This window comes from Pseudoduganella namucuonensis, from assembly GCF_900116645.1.
Taxonomy (GTDB): domain Bacteria; phylum Pseudomonadota; class Gammaproteobacteria; order Burkholderiales; family Burkholderiaceae_D; genus Rugamonas; species Rugamonas namucuonensis.
In genome coordinates this window covers 63,463-76,803 of record NZ_FPBO01000030.1, presented here as the reverse complement: position 1 = coordinate 76,803, position 13,341 = coordinate 63,463, and the positions used below count along the sequence as shown (strand labels likewise).

Here is a 13,341-nt window from a genome sequence, read left to right as displayed (position 1 = left end):
GCGTTGTTCATGCCTGCGTCCCAGCCAAAATGCTCATCACCGCCATGCGGACCGCGATACCGAATGTCACCTGCGGCAGGATCACCGCCTGCGGGCCGTCCGCCACGGCGGAGTCGATCTCCACGCCGCGGTTCATCGGGCCCGGGTGCATGACGATGGCGTCCGGCTTGGCCAGCGCCAGGCGTTCCGGGGTCAGGCCGTAGCTCTTGAAGTATTCCTGCGCCGACGGCAGCAGCGCGCCGTTCATGCGCTCGTTCTGCAGCCGCAGCATGATGATCACGTCGACGCCCTTCAGGCCCTCGTTCATGTCGGTGAAGGTGCGCACGCCCATCTGGTCCAGGCCGCCCGGCAGCAGCGTGTGCGGGCCGATGGCGCGCACTTCCGGCACGCCCAGCGTGGTCAGCGCGTGGATGTCCGAGCGCGCCACGCGGCTGTGCAGGATGTCGCCGACGATGGCCACCGTCAGGTTCGAGAAATCCTTCTTGTAGTGGCGGATGGTGTACATGTCCAGCAGGCCCTGGGTCGGGTGCGCGTGGCGGCCGTCGCCCGCGTTCACCACGTGCACGTGGTTCTGCTTGTGGTCGATCAGGTGCTTGGCGATCAGGTAGGGCGCGCCGGACTGCGAGTGGCGCACCACGAACATGTCGGCGTGCATGGCCGACAGGTTGTCGATGGTGTCGAGCAGCGACTCGCCCTTGCTGGCCGACGAGGCCGAGATGTTCAGGTTGATCACGTCCGCCGACAGGCGCTTGGAGGCGATCTCGAAGGTGGTCCGGGTGCGCGTGGAGTTCTCGAAGAACAGGTTGAACACGCTCTTGCCGCGCATCAGCGGCACCTTCTTCACTTCGCGGTCGGACACGCCGACGAAGGAGGACGCGGTGTCCAGGATGTGGGTGACGATGGACTTGGGCAGTCCCTCGATCGACAGCAGGTGCTGCAGTTCGCCGTTTTTGTTCAGTTGCGGATTAAGCATGGTCGTTTTCAATGGTGAGCGTGAATTGTCCGGCGTCGGCGCGTTTCAGCACCAGGGCCTGGCCCTGCGGCACGGCGACCTTGGCGGCGACGAAATCGGCGGCCACCGGCAATTGGCGGCCGCCGCGGTCGACCAGCGCGGCCAGCATGATCTTGGCCGGGCGGCCGTAATCGAACAGTTCGTTGATGGCCGCGCGCGTGGTGCGGCCGGTGTACAGCACGTCGTCCACCAGCAGCAGGGTGGCGCCAGCGACGTCGAAGGTGATGTGGGTCGGCTTCATGCCGGCCGGCAGGCCCTTCTTGGCGTAGTCGTCGCGGTAGAAGGAGACGTCCAGCACGCCGCAGCGCTCGCCCAGGCCGAGGTCGGCGGCCAGCCGTTCGGCCAGCCAGGCGCCGCCGGAATGGATGCCGACGATGGCCGGCTCGTGGGCGTCGGCCAGGCCGGCTTTGACCTGCCGCAGCAGCTCGGCGTAGAGCGCCTCCGCGTCCAGGCTGGAAGGATTGGGGATGTTAGACATGTTCGTCGAAGTATTGTTGCAGAATGATGGAGGCGGCGCGGTCGTCGATGACCTCCCCGCGCTTGGCGTGGATGACGGCGGACGAATAGCGCTCGTCCACCAGGTCCACGGGCAGGTTGAAGCGGCCGTTCAGTTGATTGGCGAACTTGCGGCAGCGCGCGGTCATGTCGTGCGCGGTGCCGTCCGGATGCGTGGGCAGGCCGACCACGAAGCGGGTCGGTCCCCATTTCGCGATCAGCGCGGCGATCTCGGCGAAACGCGCGTCGTTGGCGGCGGCGGAAATCACCGCCAGCGGCGCCGCTTGCCGTATCAGCGTGTTGCCCATCGCGACGCCGATGCGTTTGACGCCGAAATCGAAACCGAACACGGTGTCGATCGCTTGAGCGGGCACCGGCGCGCCCGCCGGCGCGGACACCGGCGCGATACTTTCCGCTTCAGGCATGGCCCGCCTCGGCGGCCAGCATCAGCGGGTCGAAGCCCAGCAGTTTCATGGCGGCGAAATAGCGCTCCTCGACCGGAACGTCGAACAGGATGTGGGGCTGGGCGCCGACGGTGAGCCAGCCGTTGCGGCTGATCTCGTCCTCCAGCTGGCCCGGGCTCCAGCCCGCGTAGCCGATCGAGACCAGCATGCGCTCCGGGCCGGTGCCCTTGGCGACGGCCTCCAGCACGTCGATCGACGTCGTGAAGGCGACCTCGTCCGTCACGGTCAGCGACGAGGAATAGCGGGCGCCGGGCGTGTGCAGCACGAAGCCGCGGTCGTCCTGCACCGGGCCGCCGAACATGATGGGCTCGTCCACGATGGCCGGCGACAGGTTGGTGGCGGGTTCCAGGTCGATGCGTTCGAACAGCACCTGCATCGTCATGTCGGTGGGCTTGTTGATGACCACGCCCAGCACGCCGTTCTCGTTATGCTCGCACACATAGACGACGGTGCCGCCAAAGACGGGGTCTTCCATGGACGGCATGGCGATCAGGAAATGGTTTGCCAGGTTGAGCGCGGGGGCCGGCGCCGCCACGGGCGCCAACGGGTCGGTGGGCTCCTGCATCAAACCAGGTGCGGGCAGAGGGTGACCGGCTTTAGTTTTCTTCATACGCTTGCTCTCTCTGCTGGTCTGCGGGGTATTTTATTGTGATCTTTACGGTAATATTGCACGTTTGTTCGCTACGGTTATGGCGACAGTTTACTATGAATTGCCATCACGGCCACGTATGCCACTCAATACCTCGTTAGTTTGGTTCCGCCGCGACCTGCGCGCCTTCGACCACGCCGCCCTGCACCACGCCCTGCGGCGCGGCGGAAAAGTCCATTGCGCTTTCATATTTGACAAGGAAATCCTGGACCCGCTGCCCCGCGCCGACCGCCGCGTGGCGTTCATCCACGCCTGCGTCGCCGAGCTGCGGGCGGAATTACAACAGCTGGGCGGCGACCTGATCGTGCGGCACGCGGCGGCGGTGGAGGAGATCCCCCGCCTGGCCGCCGAGCTGGGTGTGGACGCGGTGTTCGCCAACCACGACTACGAGCCGCAAGCCATCGCCCGCGACGAGTCGGTGGCCAGGGCGCTGGCCGCCGACTCGCGCCCCTTCTTCACCTTCAAGGACCAGGTGGTGTTCGAGAAGAACGAGGTGCTGTCGCAGGCGGGCACGCCGTTTTCCGTGTTCACGCCCTACAAAAACGCCTGGCTGAGGAAAATGCTGGCCGAGCCGGCGTGCCTGGCGCCGTTCGACATCGAGCCCCACGCCGCGCTGCTGGCGCCGCCGCTGCCGGCGCCGCCGCCGCCGTCGCTGGAGGAGCTGGGCTTCCAGCGCGGCGACCTGGACCGGCTGGGCATCCCCACCGGCATGAGCGGCGGCGCGCGACTGTTCGAGGACTTCCTGTCCCGTTTGGCCGACTACGGCGTGGCGCGCGACTATCCCGCCGTGCGGGGCACGTCCCACCTGTCCCTGCACCTGCGCTTCGGCACGGTGTCGATACGGCACCTGGCGCGCACGGTGGCCGAGCTGTCGGCCCGCGGACTGGCGGGCGAAGGCGGCGCGGTGTGGCTGTCGGAGCTGATCTGGCGCGAGTTCTACATGATGATCCTCTACCACCATCCGCGCGTGGCGGTGTCGTCGTTCAAGCCGGCCTACGACGCCATCGAATGGGAAAGCGGCGCGGAAGCGGACGAGATGTTCGCCGCCTGGTGCGAGGGCCGCACCGGCTATCCGCTGGTGGACGCGGCGATGGCGCAGCTGAACCAGACCGGCTATATGCACAACCGGCTGCGCATGGTGACGGCCTGCTTCCTGGTGAAGGACCTGGGCATCGACTGGCGCCGCGGCGAGGCCTATTTCGCGCTGCGCCTGAACGATTTCGACCTGGCGGCCAACAATGGCGGGTGGCAGTGGGCGTCGTCGTCCGGCTGCGACGCGCAGCCCTACTTCCGCATTTTCAATCCGGTCACGCAGTCGCAAAAGTTCGACGCGCGGGGGGAGTTCATCAAGCGCCACCTGCCGCAACTGAAGGCGCTGGACCACAAGGAGATCCACGCGCCGTGGACCGTGCCGCGCGCGGTGCTGGAGCGGAAAGGCGTACGGCTGGGGGAGAACTACCCGCCGCCGGTGGTGGCGCACGACGAGGCGCGCAAGCGGACGCTGGAGCGCTACGCGGTGGTGAAGGCCGGCGGCTGAGCCGGCCTTCCCGTCACCGGTCCGCCAGCAATCCCTGGATCGCGCCCAGCAGCACCGGTTCCTGGAACGGCTTGCCGAAATAGGCGTTCACCCCCAGCTGCATCGCGTAGTTGCGGTGCTTGTCCGCGCTGCGCGAGGTGATCATGATGATGGGGATGTCCTTGCCGCGCTCGTCGCCCCGCACGTTGCGGGTGAGGTCGAAACCGTCCATGCGCGGCATCTCGATATCGACCAGCATCAGGTCCGGCCGCGTGTCCTGCATCTGTTCCAGCGCGTCCACGCCGTCCTTGGCCAGGATCACCTGATAGCCCTCGCGCTCAAGCAGGCGCTGGGTGACCTTGCGCACGGTGAGCGAATCGTCCACCACCATGATGCGCGGCGCGGCCGGCTGGCCGGCCGCCTGGGCGGCCTCCGCCGGCGCCACCCGCAGTTCCGGATGCTGCGCCAGGTGCTGGGCCAGCGCCAGCGGCTGCAATATCAGCACGATCTCGCCCGAACCCAGCACTGTGGCGCCCGCGATGCCCGGCATGCGCGCCAGCTGCGGTCCGATGTTCTTGATGACGACCTCGCGGTTGCCGATGATCTCGTCCACCTGCAGCGCGAGCCGTTCGGCGCCGCTGCGCAGCATGAGCACCGGCGCCGAACGCTGCGCGGGCGGATGGGCGGCGGCGTCGCCCAGCATGGTGGGCAGGTAATCCAGCGGCGCCCGCACGTCCTGCAGCGCGACGTGGCCCTTGCCGCGCGCGTCGGCCAGCGCCGCCTCCTTCATCTGCAGCACCTGCTCGACCAGCGTGGACGGCAGCGCGTAACTGCGGCCGGCGGCGGCGATCAGCACCACCTGCGTGACGGCCAGCGTGAGCGGCAGGCGGATCGTGAAGCGGGCGCCCTTGCCGCGCTCGGTGGCGGTCTCCACGCGGCCGCCCAGGGCCTGCGCCTCGGAACGCACCACGTCCATGCCGACGCCGCGGCCGGCCTGCTCGGTGAGGGTGTCCGCCGTGGAGAAGCCGGGTTCGAAGATCAGGTCCGCCGCCTCGGCGTCGCTCAAGTCCTCGCCCTCCACCAGGATGCCGATGTGGCGCGCCTTGTCGCGGATGCGGTCCAGGTCCAGGCCGGCGCCGTCGTCGCTGAATTCGATCACCACCTCGTTGCCTTGCTGGCTGACCTGCACCAGCAGCTCGCCCGTCTCGTCCTTGCCCGCCAGGCTGCGCATCGCGCGCGTCTCCACGCCGTGCACGATGGCGTTGCGCAGCATGTGCTCGAACGGCGCGGCCATGCGTTCCAGCACGCCGCGGTCGATCTCGACGGCGCCGCCGCGGATGTCGAGGTTGACCCGCTTGTCCAGTTCCTTGGCGCTCAGGCGCGCCACGCGGAACAGGCGCTCGGAGATGCTGGCGAAGGGCACCATGCGCACACGCATCAGGTCGCGCTGCAGGTCGCGCGTCATGCGCGCCTGCTGGACCAGGTCGCCGCTGGCGCCATCCACGCTGCGGGTCAGGCTCTCGTGGAAGGAGGCCACGTCGTTGACGCTTTCGGCCATCATCCGCGTGAGTTCCTGCAGGCGCGTGAAACGGTCGAATTCCAGCGGATCGAATTCGCGCTCGCTGGAGATCGCCATGCGGGAGGCGATCTGCGATTCGGCCTGCATTTCCACCTCGCGCAGCTGGCGGCGCAGTTTCGCCAGGTTGTCCGAGAAGTCGGCCAGCGAGGTGCGCAGGTTGGCGACCTCGTTCTCCAGCCTGGAGCGGGAGATCGACACCTCGCCAGCCTGGTTGACCAGGCGGTCGAGGATGTCGGCGCGCACGCGGACCAGCGGCGCGCGGGCGGAACCCTCCTCGTCGCCGGCCGCCGGGATGGCGGGGCGCGCGGCGGGTGCCGATGCGGGCGCCGACGCGGGCGCGGCGCCATCGGGCGACGGGGCGGCGTGGCCGGCGCCGGTGGCCTCCGCCGGCGCGGACGCGAATTCTTGTGGCGCCGTGTCCGGGACGGGATGTTGCAGGCGCTCGAACAGCAGCAGGGCGTGGTCGTAGTGCGTCAGCAGTTCCTCGAACGCCTGCGGCGTCGCGCTATTCGCGTGCACCATGTTCTCGATGTGCGTCTCGATCTCGTGCGCGTGCTGGCCCAGGCGCATCGCGCCGGCCATGCGGGCGCTGCCCTTCACGGTGTGCAGCACGCGCTGCAGCATGTGGGCGTGGCTGAAGTCCGTCGGGTTGCGCTGCCAGGTGCGCAGGGCCTTGCCGATCTGCGGCATCAGGTCGGCGCCCTCCTCCAGGAACACGGGCAGCAGGTCGGGGTCCAGCTCGTCGGTGTAGCTGCCGGGGGTGATGGACGCCAGTTCGGCTGGCGCGTCCGGCAGCGTCAGGACGCGCACGTCCGGCTCGGGTTCGGGTGGAGGCGGCGCGACGGCGGCGGGTTGCAGCACGGCCGGCGCGTCCTCCGGCGCCAGCACGGCCAATGCCGGCGGTTCCGGCTCCAGTTCCGCCAGCGACAGTAGTTGATCCTCCAGCGCGGGCTCTTGCTCGACAGCGGCGACGGGCTCCGGTTCAGCCTGGGGCTGGGACTCCAGCGCGGGCAAGGATTCTGGTTCGGCTTCCGCTTCGGACGATGGCACGGGCGCCGGCGTGGCTTCGGCCGGCGGCGGAGCCGGTTCCAGCGGCTGTTCGGCGCCGGACTCAGGAGCGGCGAAGGCCAGCAATTCGGCGGCGGCGACGGCTTGGTCCGGCGATGGTTCGGCCATGGTCGATCGTGGCGCGGCGAAGGCGTCGTCGAACGCGGAATCGAACAGGTCGTCGATGTCGTCGCTTGCCGACGGCTTGGCGGCGCGGGGCGCGGCGTCGAACAGGTCGTCGATGTCGTCGTTCGCGGACGGTGTGGCGGCGCGCGGCGCGGAGGGCTTGGCGACGGGCGCGCTGCCGGCGAAATCGGACGCCGGCGCCGGATGGCCGGACAGCTCCTGGTAGGCGGCGGCGAACAGCGCCTCCAGCCTGTCGGCCAGTTCGCCCTCGCTGGCGGGCGCCTCGATAGGCGCCGGCGCGCTGGCCGGGGCGCCGGCGGCGTCGCTGTGCGCGTCGAACGGCTCCGCCAGGACTTCCACCTCGGCGGGCGGCGCGTTGCCGACGATGCTGTGGAAGGTGTCGGCGAACAGCGCGTCCATGCGCGCGTCGAACTCGGTGCCGGTGCCGCGCGGCTTGGCCAGGTCCTCGCGCAGCTGTCCCAGCGCGCCTATCAATTCCGGCTGCTCGGGCGCGACTTCGCCCAGCGCGAAGCTTTGCAGCATCTGGCGTATGCGCTCGATCGCGAAATCGAGCAGATCGTGCTGCGCCTGGTCCAACTGCGGCGCGGGGGGGCGCAGGGTTTCCAGCGCCAGCTCCAGCGCGTGCGCCAGGTCGCGCAGGGAGCGGAAGCCGACAGTGGCGGAGGTGCCGGCCAGCGTGTGCGCCGCCTGCAAGGCCTCCGGCGCGACCGGACGGCGCGGCTCGTGCCGCCATTCGCCGAAGTCGCGCGTCAGCAGGCGCACCAGCTCGTCGGTTTCGGCCAGGTAGATGTTATACAGCGGCAGCGGGATCGAGAGCGCGCCGATGTGCTTGATGTTGTCGTCCTCGGGCGGGACCAGGGGCGCCACGTTGCTCGGGAAGTCGATGACGTTGCCGCCGGCGTGGGAGAGCGCGGGGGCGAATTCGAGGTCCTCGGCGACAGCCTCGCCGGCAGCGGCCCTCTCGGTTTCCGGGCCGGTCGCGGCATCGGCCGCGGCGGAGACTTCGACGTCGGGCAGCGACTGGTCCGGCGCGGTCTCTGCGTCAGCGGCTTCCTCGGTCACCGGCTCCGCCGTTATGGCTTCCTCCACTACGGCCTCCCCGGCTGCAGATTTCGCGGCAATGGTTTCCTCGGCTACGGCCTCCCCGGCCGCGGCTTCGTCGGCCGCGGTCCCGGTGGCGGATACCGCACCGCCATCCTCGAGCATGTCGAACAGGCCGCCCTCCTGCACGCGCACCGCCGCCGCGGTCAGCGCGTCCGAGGTGCGCGCGGAGACGCCGTTGACGATCAACTCCTCCACCCACGCGCTCAAGTCGCCGGACGCGCGTTCCAGCAGGCCGAATAGCGCCTCGTTGGCCGGCCGCTCCTCGGCCAGCCAGACGTTCATGGTGCGCTCGATGCCCGCCGCCGCGTCGGCGAACTGGTTCAGGCCCACCATGCGCCCGCTGCCCTTGAGCGTGTGGAAGGAGCGCCGCAACATGGTGAGGTTGTCCTGGCCGCCCGCCACGTCTCGCGGCTTGAGCAGCGTTTCACGCACGAACACCAGCACTTCCTGCGCCTCGGCGATGAAGATCTCCAGCAGCTCGGCCTCGATCGCCGCGTCGCTGGACACCGCCTGTTCCGGTTCCGGCTCGGGCGTGGGCGGAGAGGTCGGCGAGGCGACCTCCTGGTCCAGCAGCGGCACCGGCCCGGCGGCCGCGATCTTCTTGAACGGCACCGCGCGGAAGGCGCCCTGCTCCTCGTTGAAGGCGAAGCGCTCCCTTGCGCCCGCCGCGTTCTGCGCCAGCATGTCGACAAAGAAGCCCAGCGCGCCCACGTTCTGCGCGATCTCGTCCAGCACGCGCGGCTCCTGCGAGGGATCGTCCCGCCCCGCCGCCAGGTCCGCCACTTCCCGCCTCACGTGCTGCGCGGCCCGCGCGGCGTCGTCCTGGTCCAGGATGGCCAGCGCGCCGTGCAGCTGGTGCAGCACGCCGTCCAGCTCCCGCAGCGAGGGTCGCAGCGACGGGTCGCCGTAGTAGTCGTCCAGCACCTTCTCGACCTGGCGCAGGCCGGTCTTCATTTCCAGCGCCAGCGCCACCACGGTGTCGTCCTGCCGCATCTGCCGCGCGATGCCGCCCTGCCACTGCGCGGGCGCCGGCGGCGTGGCGCCGGCAAGCAGCGCCTGCAGGCGCGCGCCGATGGTGTCGGCGTGCGCGGAAAAATCGTCCGGCAGGTGGCGTATCTGTTCCAGGCCGTGCTCGCCGAACAGCAGCGCGGTGGTCATTTCCAGCGACAGCGCCTCGCCGCGGCCGGTGTTGACGGCGGCCTTGGCCACCTGCGCCAGCTGGCGCATCAGCGTGGCCAGGGCGGCCATGCCCAGCTTGTCGCAGCTGGCCGCCACCGCCGCCAGCGCCTGCGCGAAGCGCTCGTCCAGCGCCGGGTCGATGATGGCTTCGGAGAGCCGTTCCCAGGCCGATTTGGCGTCGGCGATCGCCTCCTTGGCGCGCGCCAGCGCGGCCGCGTCGATCTGGCCGTAGCGCTTGGCCTCGTAATCGGCCGGCACCATGCCGTCCAAGGCGAACACGCTGCACAGGTGGTGCGCCAGCGGCGACACGTCGTCGTTGTCGGCGCCGGCGATGAAGAACAGCGCGTCGCGCAGCATCACCTGCGGCAGGTCCGTGACGCCCTGCGTGAGGCGGCGCATCTGCAGGTTGATCAGGCCGAACAGCTGCTTCACGTACAGGCCGCCCTCCAGCTCGCCGGCCGCCACCAGCTCGGCGAAGGCCTGCATGGCCAGCCAGAAGGTGCGCGCGCCGGGCTCGCGCTGGGCGTCCGCCACCAGCGTGACGGCGTCGCGCAGCGCGGCCGCGTGGACCGCCTGGGCCGCCGCGTCCGCGCTTTTCAGGTAGGGCAGCAGCGCGCGCTCGAAGCGCTGGCGGTAGGCCGGGTAGTCGGGCGCGGCGTCGTGCGCGGCCGAGGGCACGCGCGCCTGGTGGCCCAGGTCGGGGAAGAACAGGTCGGCCGGGTGCACGCGCTCCACGCCCAGCATCTCCTGGATCGCGCGGTAATACGGGAACAGCCGCACCGGCTGCAGCGGCGCGCCGGCCAGCAGCTCCTCCAGGAACTCGATCACGGCCTGGTACAGGTTGGCCACGGTCTGCGCGTTGTCGGTGCTGCATTTGAGGGTGCCGGCCTTGAAGCGGTCCAGCGCCTCCTCGGCCAGCCGCGTCACCAGGGGCACGCCGTCCACGTCCACGATCTGCAGCGCGCCGTGCGCCTGGTGCAGGTGCGACTTGGCGTGCTGCAGCGCCGTGGCCTGGTCCTCCGGATCCCGACCGCCCGCCTCGAACAGCGCGGTCTTGGAGCGGCCCAGCGCCTCGCGGATTTCCACCATCACCCAGGACAGCGGTCCGGTGTCGAATTGCGGCGTGGCCGGGAAATCGGGTTTGGTCATGCTGGACTTTCTATATGGTCAGGATGCCGAGATGCGGAAGCGCGACACCGAGTTTTTCAGTTCCTGCGCCAGCTGCGACAGCTTGTGGATGGACTGCGCGGTCTGCTGGGTGCCGTCCTGGGTCTGCTGCGTGACCGACAGGATGTGCTGGATGTTCTGCGCCACGCCGTTGGCCGAGGTGGCTTGGGTGCCGGTGGCGTAGGAGATGCCCTGGATCAGCTCGGCCAGGCGGTTCGACACCTGCGAGATGTCCGACAGCGCCGCGCCGGCCGCGTCGGACAGGCGCGCGCCCTCCACCACGCCCTGGGTCGACTTCTCCATCGCCGCCACGGCGTCGTGGGTGTCGGTCTGGATGGTGCGCACCAGCGCGCCGATCTGCTTGGCCGCCTCGGCCGAGCGTTCGGCCAGCCGCTGCACCTCCTCGGCCACCACCGAGAAGCCGCGCCCGGCCTCGCCGGCCGACGCGGCCTGGATCGCCGCATTCAGCGCCAGCACGTTGGTCTGCTCGGTGATGTCCGAAATCAGCTCGGTGATCTCGCCGATCTCCTGCGACGATTCGCCCAGGCGCTTGATGCGCTTGGAGGTTTCCTGGATCTGCTCGCGGATCTCGTGCATGCCCTTGATGGCGTTCTCCACCGCCGTCGAGCCCTGCCGCGCCGCCGCCACCGACTGGCGCGCCACGTCGGCCGACTCGGAGGCAGAGCGCGACACGTCGGTGATCTCGTTGGCCATCTTGACGACCGTGGCGCTGGCGTCCTGGATCTCGCGCGACTGCTGTTGCGACGCCAGCAGCAGGTCGCTGGAGATGCTTTGCGCGTGGGTGGAGGCGGCCGTCACGTGTTCGGCGGTGGCGGTGACCCGGCCCACCAGGCCGCGCAGCTCCTCGACCGTGTAGTTGACCGAGTCGGCGATGGCGCCGGTGATGTCCTCGGACACGGTGGCCTGCACCGTCAGGTCGCCGTCGGCCACCTCCTGCAGCTCGTTCATCAGGCGCAGGATGGCGGCCTGGTTCTGGTCGTTCATGGCCTTGGCCTCCTCCTCCTTGCGCTGCGCCTGCGTGCGCATGGCCTCGGCCTCCTGGCGGCGGCGGTCGGCGCCGCGGGTGCGGTTGTTGGAGTCCTGCAGCAGCACGCGGCCGATGGCCGCCGCCGACAACAGCGTCAGCACGGCGCCGGCCACCATCAGCCAGAAGGCCGGGGTCAGCGCCTCCTGCTCGGCGCGGTAGCTGGCCAGCACCGCGCCCAGGCGCTGGCGCAGTTCCTCGTTCTCGCCGAAGATCCGGCGCTCGGCCGCCTTGGCGGCGCCGAACTTGTCCAGCTTGTCCAGGATGGAGGCCACCAGTTTCTGGTATTCCTCGAACTGGCCCTTGAGGGCGGCGAACTTGGCGCGCAGGTCCGGGTCGCGCGTGGGCGCCAGCTGCAGCGGCGCGCTGCCGTCCAGGAAGCCGTCCACGGTGGCGCGGAACACCGTGGTGTCGCGGCCCAGCTGGAACGCGGTCTCCGAGCCGATGCCGCCGGCGCTGACGAATTCGGCGGCGCTGCGGCTCATGCGCTGGGTCAGCATGGACAGCTTGCCCAGGGCGGCCAGTTCGCGCGCGCCGGCGCCGCGTTGCAGCTTGAGCGCGGCCAGTTCCTCGGTCATGGCCAGCAGCGCGGGCGACATGGCGTCGAGCTGCTTGAGCGTGCGTTCCAGGCCGCTCAGCTCGGACTTGAGCAGCAGGATGGTGCTGGCCGCCTGGTCCGACGCGGCCCATTTCTGGCGCGCCGCCGCCACCGCCGAGGCCATGGCGGCGCTGGGCGAGCCGATGTCGCGGCCCTGGTAGCTGCCGCCGGCCATCATCAGCTTGAAGTCCTGGATCAGCTCGTTGCGGCTCTCCTCCAACTGGCGGAAGGCCTCGGCGTTGCCCTGCACCGCGTTCGGCGCGGCCTTGCCGAGGCGCTGCGAGTGCATCAGCGCGTCGCTGGCGATCTGGGTCTGGGTCGAGCGGATGCTGTTGTTGCGGATGTTCAGGCCGACCGCCGCCACGCTGAGCAGCAGGCACAGGGCCAGCGCGGTGGACAGGATGCTCAGCTGGCGCTGCGCCGGCAGGCCGCCGATCAGCGGCAGCTTGATGCCGGGACCGCTCTCGGCGGCCCCGCCGGCGCGGCGGCGGCGCAAGGCGTCGCGCAGGCGCAGCGGGGCGGCGGAGTCGCCGCCGCCATCGGCCGGCGCGGCTGCGGGAGCCGGGGGCGGGGGCGGCGCGGAAGCCGGCGCCGGCGCCGGCGGGGGCGCCGGGGCGGCGGCGCCGTAGCTGGCGAACTCCGAGTCGGGCGCGGGGGCCGGGTCGGCGGCCGGCTTGCGGCGCGAGAACATATCCAAGATAAATCCCATCACATCGTCCCTCGCTTGCTGTTTTTATCGGCCCACTTGCAGGAAACCGGCCTCGCGCACCAGCAGCGCCAGGTCCAGCCGGGTCCATTGCTGCCCTTCCGGGTCGGTGAATCGCTGCGCGCACCAGGCCGGCGCGGCGCCGTCGGGCTGGCGCGCCGTCATGTCGTCCAGCTTGCGCAGGCCCAGCACGCGCGCGGCCAGCAGCGCGCAATTGAAGCCCAGGCCGGGCGCGAACGTGATGACGCTGCAGCCCGCGGCTGGCGCGGTGGCGGCCTCGCCCAGGTAGCGCGCCAGGTCGATCACGCCGGTCAGGCCGCCGCGGATGTTGGCCAGGCCCAGATACCAGTCGCGCGCCAGCGGCACCGTCGCGAGGGGCTGGCCGGGCTGGAAGGGCACGATCTCGCCCACCTGCGTCAGGTCCAGCAGGCAGCGCGCGGCGCCCAGCTGCACGCCCAGCTCGCGGCCGGCGGCCGCCTCGCCGCTCTTGGCCGCGTGCATGCGTTCCAGCAGTTGCGCCTGATAGCGGCGCAGGCGGCTGCGGCGCTCGGCGCCGGTGGGAGCCGGGGCGGAGGCCGGAACCGGGACCGGTTCCGGTGCGTGTGGGAGGTCGCCGGCCGCGCTGCTCATCGT

At 70.3% G+C, this 13,341-nt stretch carries 8 protein-coding genes; 1 reads left to right on the top strand and 7 read right to left on the bottom strand.

Annotated elements, in window-relative coordinates; all coding sequences use genetic code 11:
* Positions 1–7 precede the first annotated feature (7 nt).
* The 4 genes from BM436_RS25915 to BM436_RS25900 all read right to left on the bottom strand — a co-directional run bounded on the left by BM436_RS25915 (position 8) and on the right by BM436_RS25900 (position 2,581).
* A complete protein-coding gene (locus BM436_RS25915) occupies positions 8–973 on the bottom strand; it encodes an aspartate carbamoyltransferase catalytic subunit (RefSeq protein WP_093558424.1) in 966 nt (321 codons plus the stop codon).
* A complete protein-coding gene (gene pyrR / locus BM436_RS25910) occupies positions 966–1,490 on the bottom strand; it encodes a bifunctional pyr operon transcriptional regulator/uracil phosphoribosyltransferase PyrR (RefSeq protein WP_093558423.1) in 525 nt (174 codons plus the stop codon). The genes BM436_RS25915 and pyrR overlap by 8 nt, the downstream gene beginning before the upstream one ends.
* Positions 1,483–1,815 carry a Holliday junction resolvase RuvX gene (ruvX, locus tag BM436_RS25905; protein WP_229490734.1) on the bottom strand — a complete coding sequence of 111 codons (333 nt, stop codon included), beginning with the start codon at positions 1,813–1,815 and terminating at the stop codon, positions 1,483–1,485. The genes pyrR and ruvX overlap by 8 nt, the downstream gene beginning before the upstream one ends.
* 109 nt (positions 1,816–1,924) lie before the next feature.
* Complete coding sequence (locus tag BM436_RS25900; protein ID WP_093558421.1) at positions 1,925–2,581, bottom strand: YqgE/AlgH family protein; 657 nt, start codon at positions 2,579–2,581, stop codon at positions 1,925–1,927.
* 118 nt (positions 2,582–2,699) lie between these two features.
* On the opposite strand from BM436_RS25900, the gene BM436_RS25895 reads away from it, so the two are divergent.
* Positions 2,700–4,157, top strand: a complete 1,458-nt coding sequence (locus tag BM436_RS25895) for a cryptochrome/photolyase family protein (RefSeq protein ID WP_093558420.1) — start codon at positions 2,700–2,702, stop codon at positions 4,155–4,157.
* Between the two features lie 13 nt (positions 4,158–4,170).
* Here BM436_RS25895 and BM436_RS25890 read toward each other — a convergent pair whose 3' ends face one another.
* From BM436_RS25890 to BM436_RS25880, 3 genes are read right to left on the bottom strand one after another with little or no spacing between them, the layout of a single operon-like run.
* Entirely contained in the window at positions 4,171–10,341 is a 6,171-nt protein-coding gene (locus BM436_RS25890) for an Hpt domain-containing protein (RefSeq protein ID WP_229490724.1), read from the bottom strand.
* Positions 10,342–10,359: 18 nt separating this feature from the next.
* A complete protein-coding gene (locus BM436_RS25885) occupies positions 10,360–12,711 on the bottom strand; it encodes a methyl-accepting chemotaxis protein (protein ID WP_229490722.1) in 2,352 nt (783 codons plus the stop codon).
* Positions 12,712–12,735: 24 nt separating this feature from the next.
* The gene (locus tag BM436_RS25880; protein WP_093558418.1) at positions 12,736–13,338 is read right to left on the bottom strand and encodes a chemotaxis protein CheW; all 603 of its coding nucleotides are present in this window, start codon (positions 13,336–13,338) and stop codon (positions 12,736–12,738) included.
* Positions 13,339–13,341: the final 3 nt, after the last annotated feature.

What these genes read in the sequence shown, in the direction of transcription:
- BM436_RS25880 (WP_093558418.1), bottom strand. Translation starts at nt 13,338, where the DNA reads ATGAGCAGCGCGGCCGGCGACCTCCCACACGCACCGGAACCGGTCCCG.
- BM436_RS25885 (WP_229490722.1), bottom strand. Translation starts at nt 12,711, where the DNA reads ATGGGATTTATCTTGGATATGTTCTCGCGCCGCAAGCCGGCCGCCGAC.
- pyrR (WP_093558423.1), bottom strand. Translation starts at nt 1,490, where the DNA reads ATGTCTAACATCCCCAATCCTTCCAGCCTGGACGCGGAGGCGCTCTAC.
- BM436_RS25890 (WP_229490724.1), bottom strand. Translation starts at nt 10,341, where the DNA reads ATGACCAAACCCGATTTCCCGGCCACGCCGCAATTCGACACCGGACCG.
- BM436_RS25900 (WP_093558421.1), bottom strand. Translation starts at nt 2,581, where the DNA reads ATGAAGAAAACTAAAGCCGGTCACCCTCTGCCCGCACCTGGTTTGATG.
- BM436_RS25915 (WP_093558424.1), bottom strand. Translation starts at nt 973, where the DNA reads ATGCTTAATCCGCAACTGAACAAAAACGGCGAACTGCAGCACCTGCTG.
- BM436_RS25895 (WP_093558420.1), top strand. Translation starts at nt 2,700, where the DNA reads ATGCCACTCAATACCTCGTTAGTTTGGTTCCGCCGCGACCTGCGCGCC.
- ruvX (WP_229490734.1), bottom strand. Translation starts at nt 1,815, where the DNA reads ATGGGCAACACGCTGATACGGCAAGCGGCGCCGCTGGCGGTGATTTCC.